This window comes from Sphingopyxis sp. MC1 (assembly GCF_000371385.1).
GTDB lineage: Bacteria > Pseudomonadota > Alphaproteobacteria > Sphingomonadales > Sphingomonadaceae > Sphingopyxis > Sphingopyxis terrae.
On the sequence record NZ_AOUN01000008.1, the window covers coordinates 21,349 to 32,385 of the forward strand.

Genomic DNA, 11,037 nt, shown 5'->3' on the forward strand with positions numbered 1-11,037 from the left:
GCGGTCGAACCCTCAACCCTCGGCGCTCGCAGATGTTCCCGCGAGCAATTCCCGGAGCCTGGTCCGCGCTCGATAGAGGCGCGTTTCGACTGTTTTCTCGCTGACCCGCAAAATGACCGCTGTTTCGGCCTGGCTGACCTCGTCGACACCGCGGAGGAGCAACACTTCGCGCAAATTCTGCGGCAGCTGATCGATCGCCCCGCGAACCCTGGCGAGCTCTCGCCTGTCGGTCGCCGCGGAATCGGGCCCAGGACCATCGCTTGCTACGTGATGCGCATTTTCGAGCGGGAGCGCGCGGGAGAAAAAGGCGCGCACCTTTCGCCGTCGTGCCCAGTCGCGACATTTGTTGAGCGCGATACGGGCGATCCATGTGCGGAAGGGGCGTTCGCCATCATAGCGATCGAGCGCCGAAAAGCCGGAGACGAACGTCTCCTGCGTCAAATCCATCGCCTCGTCGGCATCGCCGATCTGCTTTACGATGAGCCGGTAGACGCCCGTTTTGTAACGGCGCAGCAACTCGCGATAGGCGTCTTCGCGGTGCGCGCGCGCAAAGGCCGCCAGATCCTGGTCGCTACATTGCGATAGGTCGGCGCTCACCGCGCATCGGCGGTCAGCGCCTTGACCACGCTTTTGTCGAACATTTCCGCTTGATCGGGGTTGAGAACCCCGCGCATCGCGAAGAGATGCTGGAGCGTTTCCTTCTGCAATGTCCCCATCACCTCATGCGTCTCGTCGATCGCCTCGGTGACGCGCGGTCCATAGCCATGCTCGGCTTCGATCGCCTGCGCGAGCCGGACATTGGCGGCGCGCATCTCGAGTTCGAGCGCCTGGCGGCGACCGGCGAAGTCGGCTTCGATCCGCTCGAGTTTCTTTTCCTGCTCCGGGGTCAGGTCGAGTTGGCCGTGGAGAAGCGCATGAAGTTCGGTTTCGCTGGCTTTGGGCGCATCGGCTACCAGACGGCCGATGAACACGCCGGCAATCGCCGCGGCGAAGGCAATGAGCCCCAAGAGAAGAAGACGGCGCGACGGCATCGCTACTGTACATCCAGCAAGGTGGAAGGCACCAATGCGCTAGGCGGGCCGAATGGGGTCAGGGGGCTTGCCGCGACCGCCGGCTGGGAAATCGCACTCCCCGCAAAGACACCGCCGCCGAGCGAGACAAAGGCCGCGAGCGCCATCAGGCGGCGCATCGCTACCGCTTCGCGCCGGCGGATCGCCAATGCGCCCATGATGCGATCATCGAGCGCATCGAGCGCTGCGGGCAGATCGATCCTGTTCAAAATGCGAAGCTCCTTATCCATCGATCGTCTCTTCAAACCTTTCCATCATTGTACATACGCGCCGAAGCGCCTCACCCCTCACACCAGAATATTATTCCGGAATATTTGAGGGCCATGCCGATATCCTGCGTATTAGCAGGACAGACACGCATTTGGAGGTGTTCATGTTCAAGTCTCTTCTCCCCTCTGCAGCGGCGGCTTTCGCTCTGCTTCTCATGCCGGCCACGGCAAGCGCGCACACCAAGCTCGTCAGCTCGACGCCCGCCGCCAATTCGACCGTTTCGAAGGTCACGTCGGTCAATCTTCAGTTCAACGAAAAGATCGTCGCCTCGACCCTCAAGACCGAGCTGGTCATGACCGGCATGCCCGGCATGGCCAATCATGCCCCGATGAAGGTGCCTTACTCGTCGATGATGGGCAAAGAGGGCAAGTCGGCGATGCTGATGCTCAAGCGGCCGCTGACAGCCGGAACCTACAAGGTCACATGGTCGGCGGCGGGCGCTGATACCCACCGCATGGGCAGCGAATTCAGCTTCACCGTAAAGTAAAAGACGGTGGGGGACCCCGTTCTGATCGGCATCAGGTTCGCACTTTATGCGGACCTGATGCTCATCGCCGGCCTTGCTGCGTTCCCGCTTTTTGCGCTGACACGGAGCGAACGCCTTGCGCCGCAGTCGATGATGGCCTCGATCTGGCGCGCAGAGCGATGGCTCTGCGCCGCCGGACTGCTTCTCTCCATCTTGGGGATGGGCGTGCTCGCGGCTTCGATGCAGGGTGTGGGGCTCCTCTCCCTGGAACTCCAGCCTTTTTGGGACCTTGTTCGCGAGACCGAGGTCGGCACAGCCTGGGTCTACCGGAGCGCAGCGCTGCTGCTCGCGCTGGGAGTCGCGATCTGGATGGTCCGCTGGCCGACAACTTCGGCCGCCGTACTCGCGGCCGCGGGCTCGGTGGCCGTCGCGAGTCTGGTCTGGTCCGGCCACGCCGGCGCGACCGAAGGCGCCGCAGGCACCGTGCACCGGATCAGCGACATCTTGCACCTGATTGCAGCGGCGGTCTGGATCGGCGCGATCGGCGCCTTCCTGATCCTGATCTCACCACGTCGTGTCCGCGAATGGCCGGGCGGACTCCAAATTGCGGCGCGGAGCCTCGATCAATTCTCGCGCGTCGGTACGATCTGCGTCCTCGTCATCGCCGCCACCGGCCTCGTCAACAGCCAGATGATCGTCGGCGCCGAGAATCTCGGCCGTTCCCTCGGCTCGCCCTATGGACAATTGCTTCTCGCCAAGCTTGCGCTGTTCGGACTGATGCTGGCGCTCGCGGCGGCGAACCGCTGGCGGCTGACCCCGGCGCTCGCGGCCGCCGTCCCGGGGACCGATACCGACAATGTCGACGCCGACCCCGACCTCGCGATTGCAGCCATGCGCAGAAGCCTCATCATCGAAGCGTCGGCCGCGCTCGCCATACTCGCGCTGGTTGCCTGGTTCGGTACGCTCGAACCCTTCGTCACCGCCGATCCGGTTTGACCCCAAGCACCGCCTCTTGGTCGGGTTCGATCATGCTCGGGACCGGCTGGGCGCTCATTGACGCGCGCATCGGGAGCAGCCGTCCCCATAACCATGTGGCGCACCAGATCAGCCTCGCCATCGAACGCGACCTCGAAATTTCCGGTGATGCCGACCTGATAGTTCCCGCCGGACACGCCATTGCGATAGCGTCGCATGTCCGGCACCGCCTCGGGCCGCCGGGCGCCCTCGTGCGGTCATTTTATCTCGACCCGCTTTTTCGTGCCGGCACCCGGCTGTCCGCCGGATCGGCGCCTGTCCTGTTGACGCCGATAGAGACAGCCGGACTAGGTGACATCGCAAGCGGCGCGGACGCGAAGCGCTGGGCGTCCGACTATCTCGACCGCTCGCAGGCGCGTCCGGTGGATGCCCGCCTGTCCGAAGTGCTCGCGGCCCCTGACGATTTGTCGACCGCGCGCGCCTTGGCCGACGTCGCCTGCCTTTCGCCCTCGCGCCTCCGCGAAATCGTCAGCCGCGACTTCGGCGTGCCTCCGGCCAAATTGCTGCAATGGCTCCAGCTTCAACGCGCCGTGCGGACGCTGGTCGGCGGCGGAGGTCTTGCCGACGCCGCGGCGGCGGGAGGCTTCGCCGATCAGTCGCACTTCACGCGCCGCTGCGCTCAATGGCTAGGCGTGACGCCTTCGGCCGGCCTTAGTGCCTTCGCGTTCGAAATCGTGCCCTGAGCCGGATGCGCCTCGCACCGCGTCGCCCCGGCGAAACATTCAAGACTGCCGCGCCTGTTTGCCCTTAAGCGTCTCGTCGAGACCGGCGATTGCGGCCGCAATCCGGCGGCAAGCCAAAGCGTCGAAAGGAGACGGCCATGCCCGACCCGAAACCCGTAGCAAGATCCTACACGCCAGCGGCAGGATATCACTTCCTGACGCCCTTTTATGATTTCGGCGTCGCGGTGACAACGCGCGAGCGCGTGTGGCGCGACCGTCTCGTTCGCCATATGGCGCTCGGCGAGGGTGACGTCATTCTCGATATCGGCTCGGGTACGGGAAATCTTGCGCTGGCGATCGCTCGCCATAGCCGGGACGTCCGCTATCTTGGTTTCGACCCCGACGAGGCAGCGACGCGAATTGCCCGAACGAAGACCGCGCAGATTGTTCCACCGCCGGAGTTTCGAGTTGGCTTTTTCGCGGCTTCGGCGATCGATGACTGGCCCCCGCCTGCCAAGATTGCGATCTGCCTCGTCCTTCATCAGGTCGGGCTTGAGGAAAAGGCACGTCTGCTACGCGAGGCCCGGCAGGTGCTCGCGCCGGGCGGCAAACTCTATGTTGCCGACTATGGGGAACAGCGCAGCCGCCTCATGCGGTTGTTGTTCCGCCTCACGATCCAGCAGCTCGACGGCGTCCAGGACACCCAGCCCAACGCCGATGGATTGCTCCCGGTGCTGATGAGAGAGGCAGGCTTTTGCGATGTTCGCGAGCTTGAGACGTTCCGCACGCCAACCGGTGCGATCGGGATCATCGAGGCCCGAAAGCCCGGGACCTGACGGCACGGGGCAAAGAAAATCCAAGGGATAACCGCTCTTCTTGCGTATCGATAGAAGCGGCTCCATTCTGGAACCGCCAGGAACGACGCCAACGGCGAACTCGACCGGTGGCGTTTGGACCGCCCCGCCGCGAGGCGGGCATCCGACACATACGGGAGCGGCGGCGATGCACGATCATCAGGGCGCAGAAAAAGGCAGCGGGAGCACGACTGATCCGGTCTGCGGCATGATGGTCGATCCGGCCACCACACCTCATATCGCGACGCATAGCGGCAAGCATCACTATTTCTGCAGCGCAGGCTGCCTCGCCAAATTCGAGGCCGATCCCGATCTTTATGCCGCAAAACGCGAGCCGGCCGCAGCCGATGCACCCGAAGGCGCCATCTGGACCTGCCCGATGCATCCCGAGATCCAGCGCGCCGGCCCCGGAAGCTGCCCGATCTGCGGCATGGCACTCGAGCCCGTCATGCCGACAGCATCGGGCGGCCCCAGCGAAGAATATCGCGATATGCGGCGGCGCTTCTGGATCGGGCTCCTTCTCGCACTCCCGGTGGTTGCGCTCGAAATGGGCGGCCATCTGACAGGCCTCCACCAATATGTCGGCCGCCAGACGAACAACTGGGTCCAGATGCTGCTCGCGACCCCCGTCGTTCTATGGGCGGGCTGGCCCTTCTTCGAGCGCGCCTGGCTCTCGATCCGCAACAAGAGCCTCAACATGTTCACCCTCATTGCGATGGGGACGGGCGTTGCCTGGGGCTACAGCATGATCGCGGCGATTCTCCCGCAAATCTTCCCGGCAGCCTTCCGCGCCGCCGATGGCTCGGTCGCGGTCTATTTCGAGGCCGCCGCGGTCATCACGGTGCTGGTGCTACTCGGGCAGGTGCTCGAACTCAGGGCCCGCGAGACGACGAGCGGCGCGATCCGCGCGCTCCTTGACCTGACACCGAAGCTCGCCCGGCGCGTCCGCAGCGATGGAAGCGACGAGGAGGTAGCGCTCGAGGAAGTCGCGGTCGGCGACATGCTGCGCATCCGTCCGGGCGAAAAAGTCCCCGTCGATGGCATCGTCGTAGAAGGCCGCGGCACGGTCGACGAATCGATGGTCACGGGCGAATCGATGCCGGTGACCAAGGCGGCCGGCGCGGCGCTGATCGGCGGAACGATCAACCAGACGGGCGGCCTGCTCATGCGCAGCGAGAAGGTCGGGCGCGACACGATGCTCGCGCGGATCGTACAAATGGTCGCCGACGCGCAGCGCAGCCGGGCGCCGATCCAGCGTCTCGCCGATACCGTTTCGGGCTGGTTCGTGCCCGGCGTCATCGTCGTCGCCATTGTCGCTTTCGTTGTTTGGTCGCTTCTGGGGCCCGCGCCCGCCATGGCCTATGGCCTTATCGCCGCCGTCTCGGTGCTCATCATCGCCTGTCCCTGCGCGCTCGGCCTCGCGACGCCAATGTCAATCATGGTCGGCGTGGGGCGCGGCGCCGAAGCCGGCGTGCTGATCAAAAATGCCGAGGCGCTTGAGCGGATGGAGAAGGTCGACACGCTCGTCGTCGATAAGACCGGGACGCTGACCGAAGGCAGACCCTCGGTCGTCGCCATCGAAGTCGCCGGCGGCTTCGAGGAGCAGGATCTGCTCCGGATTGCCGCGAGCCTCGAGCGCAGCAGCGAACATCCATTGGCGGCCGCGATCGTCAAGGCCGCCGAGGACCGGGGCCTCGCGCTGGTCGAGCCATCGGGGGTCGACCAGCCGGTCGGCAAGGGTATCGTCGGGGTCGTCGACGACAAGGCGATAGTCCTCGGCAATGCGAGCTTTCTTGAAGAATATGACGTCGATCTGGGCGCGCTCACCGAGGCAGCCGACCGCCTTCGCACAGACGGCGCGACGGCGATTTACATCGCGGTCAATGGCAAGGCGGCCGGGGTCATCGCCATCGCCGACCCCGTCAAGGAAACGACGGGCGACGCGCTCGCTGCGCTGCGCGAAGCCGGAATCAAGGTCATCATGCTCACCGGCGACAATCGCGTCACCGCCGAGGCGATCGCGCGGCGCCTCGGCATCGACGACGTCGAGGCCGATGTCCTCCCCGACCAGAAGAGCGCGGTCGTGCAGCGGCTGCGCGAAGAGGGCCGGATCGTCGCCATGGCCGGCGACGGGGTCAACGACGCCCCCGCGCTCGCCGCCGCCGACGTCGGCATCGCGATGGGCTCGGGAACCGATGTCGCCATCGAAAGCGCGGGTGTGACGCTACTGCGCGGCGACCTTCTGGGCATCGTGCGGGCGCGGCATCTCAGCCATGCGACGATGGCGAACATCCGTCAGAATCTCTTCTTCGCTTTCGCCTATAATGTCGCCGGGATTCCCGTCGCTGCGGGCGTGCTCTATCCGATTTTCGGACTATTGCTCTCGCCGGTCATTGCCGCCGCTGCAATGGCACTCTCGTCCGTCAGCGTCATTGCCAAAGGCCGCCCGTCTCCCAGCTGGAATCCACCCGATTTGAACCCGCGGGTTGCCGACGCATAAGCCATGACGTCATCGGCAAGGTCGTAATCGATCCCAATTTTCGGAGTCCAGGCGGTCCAGGATGATTTGGGCTGACCGGCATCGACCTGATTTCCGTTCAGCAGGACACGATATCCGAAATCCTTTTTTTCGTATGAGTATCGAAGCCCTCCGGTCAATCGCAGGCGGTCGATGAGTTCGTAGCTTGCTTGTCCGAAGAGCGCGAATGCATTCGTCGTATTGTTTTCCGGGATCGCGAGCCGACGACCCGGTTCGATGATCCGTATTTCGTCGTTGCCCTTTTCATTCAGATAGAATGCTCCGACGATCCAGCGCAGCTTGTCCGCATCGTTGTTGAGAAGTTGGAACTCTTGCGTGAAACTGCGGGAACGTTCGTAAAATTCGATATCGCGGAGGAAGAGGTCAGTCGAGTCAACGTCGAGCGCCTGGACGACCTTGCTCTTGCGCAGCGCCGTAATCGAGCGGAGCGTGACCGGGCCGCCGTCCCAGTTCATGGTCGAGGACACGCCCCAGGCATCGACATCGTAACGCGGCAGGCGGTCGAGTGCGGCCTCTTTGTCATTGGCCGGGATCGTCGCCCCCGCATCGACGAAGCCTTGCGGATAAAAGGGCCGAACAGACCGCGCGCCGGTCTCGCGATCACGGCTGGCATCCGCCCGCAACACGATCTCAAGACGGTCGCTCGCGTCAATCGCAAGCGTCAGTCGTCCAGCGAGATTATCTTCGTTTTGGTATCGCCGTCCCGAGACGACGTCGCGGTAGATGCCGTCGCGCTGGTTGGCAAGCAAGGTGAGGCGGCCTCGGACGCCCGCTCCAAGCGGTCCAGAAATCGTGCCGCTCAGCGAGCGCTTCTCGTAATTTCCGACGGTGAGCCCCAGCGCGCCAGTCAAATCCTCCGTAGGCATTTTGGAAATGATGTTGAGTGTGCCGCCGGCGGAGTTGCGACCGAAGAGAACGCCTTGCGGTCCGCGCAGCACCTCGATGCGTTCGACGTCGAACAAATCCTGATAGCTTGTGGTCGGGCGCGAGATGTAGACGCCGTCATAATGGACTGTCGTGCTGGGGTCGGTCGCAACGCCGAACGCCGAGGTGCCAATTCCACGAATATTGATGATCGCCATGGAATCGTTGGTGATCGACACGCCCGGCACAAAAAATTGGAGGTCTTCGACGTTTGATATGCCCGTTGCCGTAAGCGCCTCGCCGGTCATCGCTGTCACCGAGACGGGAACGGACTGCAGATTTTCCTCGCGCTTCTCCGCCGTTACGATGATCTCGGCGAGGCCGTCCGACTGGACTTCCTGAGCCTGCGCGGGAAACGCGACCGCCACCGCAATCGCCGCCATCGAGCTTCGCTGCATTGCGCGCTTCGTCGACGAATAACAGTATAATTTGTTCATTATGCTTCCCCTGTTTCGAAGAACTGCCCTTTCGCGCAGCCCAAATGAGTTTCGGGGAAGTCGAGGACAAAAACATGCATGCCCGGAAGCCGCTGCTTACGGCTTCCGAGTTCAAGCACCCAACATCCCCTACTGACATTGATTACGCACCAGAACGACTCATCCCTCAAAAATGGTTCGGGCGACGTAAAACCATTGGAATTGGGCTCCCCGATTTGTTCAGATCGCCAGGATGAAGTTGATCCGGAACGCCCAAAGGCTCCTACCTTCATCCAGAAGCGGCGCTTTTCGCTTCTGCCCCTCGTCGGAGCCTTGGTCGGCGCCGTGCACGTGACGCAATCGCTCGCTTGACCCTATGGTCAGGTCTTCCCCGTGGAAGCCTATTTGTTCGCTCTGATGCCGGTCCTAGCCGCGGAGATTCGATGGCGCCTGACCCAGGCACTTCGGACGGCCGTCGCAACTCCGGACGCGGCAGCGGCGAGACCTGCGGCTGCGATCCGCGCTAGCCTTCTGCTCGATGTCGCAGCCGGAATTACCATCCCATCGCTTGTAGCCGGGATGCTGGAACCATTTGCGACCGATTGACACCAGTTGGGAGGTGAGACCGGCCGTCAGCACCATCCGCCGCCAAGGCCAGTCGGGCTAGACCTGCTCGAACGCCGCTATGATCGGGCAGTGGAGCGTGTCGGCGGCAGCGCATTGGCGCGACAGGCCCATGAGCGCGCGCCGCGCCGCATCGAGTTCGGCGATCGTCTTTTCGATCGCCGCGATGCGCGCATCGGCCAGTTCGCGCGCTCGCGCGCGATCGCTCGACGCGTCGAGTTCGAGCAGTTCGGCGATCTCGGTGAGCGTAAATCCCGCTGCTTGTGCCGATTTGATGAAGCGCAGACGGCGCAGAACCGCCTCGTCGTAACGCCGGACTCGGCCTTCCGACGGGGCGCTGGCCGACTGAGGCGGAACGGGCAACAGGCCGCGGCGTTGGTAATAGCGGATCGTCTCGACATTGACGCCGCCCTGCCGGGCAAGCTGGCCGATGGTCATGTCACGCAAGGCCTTGACTCCGTACTATGGTACGGAGCCTATATAGCGGGAAGCGATCGGGAATCAAGAAAGGCGAATCGATGAATATGCAGGTTCAGCGCGCGAACGAAAGCGCGCCAGCGCACACTGGTGCGGCGGTTTCGGGCAAGCCGCGGGCGACCATCTATCGCATGGTGATGGAGCAGCATATCTGCCCCTATGGCCTGAAGGCGCTGCATCTGTTGCGCAGCCGCGGCTATGACGTCGAGGATGTCTGGCTGACGACCCGCGAGGAAACCGACGCATTCAAGGCGAAACATGGCGTCGCGACGACGCCGCAGACCTTCATCGAAGGCGAGCGGATCGGCGGTCTTGACGATCTGAGGCGCCATCTCGGTCTGAAAGTCCGCGATCCTAAGGCGCTTACCTATAAGCCCGTCATCGCGCTCTTCTCTATCACCGCGCTGATGGCGCTGGCCGCCAGCCAAGCGGTGTCGGGCACGCCCTTCACAATCCGTGCCGCCGAATGGTTTATCGGGTTCAGCATGGCGTTGCTTGCCTTCCTCAAGCTCCGCGACATCGAGAGCTTCTCGAGCATGTTCCTGAACTATGACTTGCTCGCCAAACGCTGGGTACCCTATGCTACCATCTATCCCTTTGCGGAGGGTCTTGCCGGCATCCTGATGATTTCTGGCGCGCTGAACTGGATATCGATTCCGGTGGCGCTGTTCATCGGGATCATCGGCGCCGTGTCGGTGTTCAAGGCGGTGTATATCGACAAGCGCGAACTCAAATGCGCCTGCGTCGGCGGCGACAGCAATGTGCCGCTGGGTTTCATCTCACTGACCGAAAATCTGATGATGATCGCCATGGCGCTGTGGATGCTGGTCGCGCCCGCCGCCATGACAATGGGCCATTCTTAACGGGTCCGGCGTAACCACGACGGGACAGTCGGCGAACAAGTGAGCGGGATCTCCACCCCGGTTTAGATTGACGCCAAGTTTGACAAGGATCATGCTTCGACCGTGAAACGCTGGCTCACCTTTCTACTTCTTGTCGGAGCCTTACTCGGCCTTCTGGCGCAGGAGACCGCATTCGCCTCGGCGCCCGCGCTCCCGTCGGCCGAGACGGCGTTCGCGGCGGCGATGAGCGACGAATGCGCGGAGATGATGGGGATTAAAAAATCCCAGAAGAGCGCTCCGTGCAAGGGCCTCACGCTCGACTGCATCGCCAAGATGGGCTGCGCGCTACCGCCCGCCGTCGTCTCTCCGGCTACCCCCCTTGCCGAAAAGACATTTGTCGCCGGCTCTTTCGATCCGCTTCCTGTCCGGCGCCTCGCCGGAAGAACATTCGGCCCCGAACCCGACCCGCCCCTATTTCTTGCCTGAATTGCCGACGCGCACCGGCTCGTCCCGGCGCGCGGTTTCACGCTTTTCAATCAAGGAATTCAACATGAAACCGTTTTTTGCCGTTGCCGCGCTCGCGGCAGCAACGCTTGCCGCTCCCGTCCTCGCCCAAGAACCGTCCGGCGGCCATCATGAATGGCAGACCCGCCAGGTGCCAGGGCCGAACAAGTCCAATACCACCTCGCGAGTCCGCGTCTGGGTCAAGGACAAGCCGGGACAGATGGCGCATTGCGACTGCGACATGATGAAGGTGAGTCCGGCGGACTGCATGAAGAATATGTCCGGCGACCAAAGGATGCCCCCGCAAGGGTAACGGTCTTTCTTCCCCGGCGTACAGACGCCGGGGAGGCTTTC

General features: G+C 63.3%; 12 protein-coding genes and 1 pseudogene. 8 read left to right on the forward strand and 5 right to left on the reverse strand.

The genetic code is table 11. From position 1 onward, the window contains the following. Positions 1 to 12 precede the first annotated feature (12 nt). The 3 genes from EBMC1_RS11145 to EBMC1_RS11155 are packed head-to-tail and all read right to left on the reverse strand — an operon-like array spanning position 13 to position 1,279. Positions 13 to 597: an RNA polymerase sigma factor gene (locus tag EBMC1_RS11145; protein WP_003046398.1), complete on the reverse strand. Its 585-nt coding sequence runs from the start codon at positions 595 to 597 to the stop codon at positions 13 to 15. Continuing rightward, on the reverse strand, positions 594 to 1,031 hold the full coding sequence (locus EBMC1_RS11150; RefSeq protein WP_003046401.1) for a periplasmic heavy metal sensor: 438 nt from the start codon (positions 1,029 to 1,031) through the stop codon (positions 594 to 596). Before EBMC1_RS11150 ends, EBMC1_RS11145 begins: the two co-directional genes overlap by 4 nt. Before the next feature lie 2 nt (positions 1,032 to 1,033). Beyond that, complete coding sequence (locus EBMC1_RS11155) at positions 1,034 to 1,279, reverse strand: hypothetical protein (protein ID WP_137870392.1); 246 nt, start codon at positions 1,277 to 1,279, stop codon at positions 1,034 to 1,036. A 164-nt stretch (positions 1,280 to 1,443) separates the two neighbouring features. On the opposite strand from EBMC1_RS11155, the gene copC reads away from it, so the two are divergent. The 5 genes from copC (at position 1,444) to EBMC1_RS11180 (ending at position 6,857) form a co-directional block, all read left to right on the forward strand. Next, positions 1,444 to 1,827 carry a copper homeostasis periplasmic binding protein CopC gene (gene copC, locus EBMC1_RS11160; protein ID WP_011542702.1) on the forward strand — a complete coding sequence of 128 codons (384 nt, stop codon included), beginning with the start codon at positions 1,444 to 1,446 and terminating at the stop codon, positions 1,825 to 1,827. 6 nt (positions 1,828 to 1,833) lie between these two features. Further along, a complete protein-coding gene (gene copD, locus EBMC1_RS11165) occupies positions 1,834 to 2,802 on the forward strand; it encodes a copper homeostasis membrane protein CopD (protein WP_003046408.1) in 969 nt (322 codons plus the stop codon). A gap of 32 nt (positions 2,803 to 2,834) precedes the next feature. Then, positions 2,835 to 3,524 carry a helix-turn-helix domain-containing protein gene (locus tag EBMC1_RS11170; protein WP_003046411.1) on the forward strand — a complete coding sequence of 230 codons (690 nt, stop codon included), beginning with the start codon at positions 2,835 to 2,837 and terminating at the stop codon, positions 3,522 to 3,524. A gap of 137 nt (positions 3,525 to 3,661) precedes the next feature. Continuing rightward, the gene (locus tag EBMC1_RS11175; protein ID WP_003046415.1) at positions 3,662 to 4,339 is read left to right on the forward strand and encodes a class I SAM-dependent methyltransferase; all 678 of its coding nucleotides are present in this window, start codon (positions 3,662 to 3,664) and stop codon (positions 4,337 to 4,339) included. A 166-nt stretch (positions 4,340 to 4,505) separates the two neighbouring features. Then, positions 4,506 to 6,857: a heavy metal translocating P-type ATPase gene (locus EBMC1_RS11180; RefSeq protein WP_003046419.1), complete on the forward strand. Its 2,352-nt coding sequence runs from the start codon at positions 4,506 to 4,508 to the stop codon at positions 6,855 to 6,857. Positions 6,858 to 6,865: 8 nt separating this feature from the next. Here EBMC1_RS11180 and EBMC1_RS18125 read toward each other — a convergent pair. Together EBMC1_RS18125 and EBMC1_RS11195 are read right to left on the reverse strand one after the other, a co-directional pair. After that, positions 6,866 to 8,257, reverse strand: a pseudogene (locus EBMC1_RS18125) (TonB-dependent receptor); the annotation flags it as partial. A 642-nt stretch (positions 8,258 to 8,899) separates the two neighbouring features. Then, complete coding sequence (locus tag EBMC1_RS11195; protein ID WP_003046425.1) at positions 8,900 to 9,298, reverse strand: MerR family transcriptional regulator; 399 nt, start codon at positions 9,296 to 9,298, stop codon at positions 8,900 to 8,902. Positions 9,299 to 9,378: 80 nt separating this feature from the next. On the opposite strand from EBMC1_RS11195, the gene EBMC1_RS11200 reads away from it, so the two are divergent. The 3 genes from EBMC1_RS11200 (at position 9,379) to EBMC1_RS18805 (ending at position 10,996) form a co-directional block, all read left to right on the forward strand. After that, positions 9,379 to 10,200 (forward strand): MauE/DoxX family redox-associated membrane protein, encoded by an 822-nt coding sequence (locus EBMC1_RS11200; protein ID WP_003046430.1) that lies wholly within the window; start codon positions 9,379 to 9,381, stop codon positions 10,198 to 10,200. 102 nt (positions 10,201 to 10,302) lie between these two features. Then, positions 10,303 to 10,665, forward strand: coding sequence for a hypothetical protein (locus EBMC1_RS11205; protein WP_003046437.1), 363 nt, complete (start codon positions 10,303 to 10,305; stop codon positions 10,663 to 10,665). After that, entirely contained in the window at positions 10,574 to 10,996 is a 423-nt protein-coding gene (locus EBMC1_RS18805; protein ID WP_231292908.1) for a hypothetical protein, read from the forward strand. Before EBMC1_RS11205 ends, EBMC1_RS18805 begins: the two co-directional genes overlap by 92 nt. Positions 10,997 to 11,037 lie beyond the last annotated feature (41 nt).

Bases quoted from the DNA above. Each gene is read 5' to 3' on its own strand.
- EBMC1_RS11150 (WP_003046401.1), bottom strand. From the start codon at position 1,031: ATGCCGTCGCGCCGTCTTCTTCTCTTGGGGCTCATTGCCTTCGCCGCG.
- copC (WP_011542702.1), top strand. From the start codon at position 1,444: ATGTTCAAGTCTCTTCTCCCCTCTGCAGCGGCGGCTTTCGCTCTGCTT.
- EBMC1_RS11170 (WP_003046411.1), top strand. From the start codon at position 2,835: ATGCTCGGGACCGGCTGGGCGCTCATTGACGCGCGCATCGGGAGCAGC.
- EBMC1_RS11175 (WP_003046415.1), top strand. From the start codon at position 3,662: ATGCCCGACCCGAAACCCGTAGCAAGATCCTACACGCCAGCGGCAGGA.
- EBMC1_RS11180 (WP_003046419.1), top strand. From the start codon at position 4,506: ATGCACGATCATCAGGGCGCAGAAAAAGGCAGCGGGAGCACGACTGAT.
- EBMC1_RS11195 (WP_003046425.1), bottom strand. From the start codon at position 9,298: ATGACCATCGGCCAGCTTGCCCGGCAGGGCGGCGTCAATGTCGAGACG.
- EBMC1_RS11200 (WP_003046430.1), top strand. From the start codon at position 9,379: ATGAATATGCAGGTTCAGCGCGCGAACGAAAGCGCGCCAGCGCACACT.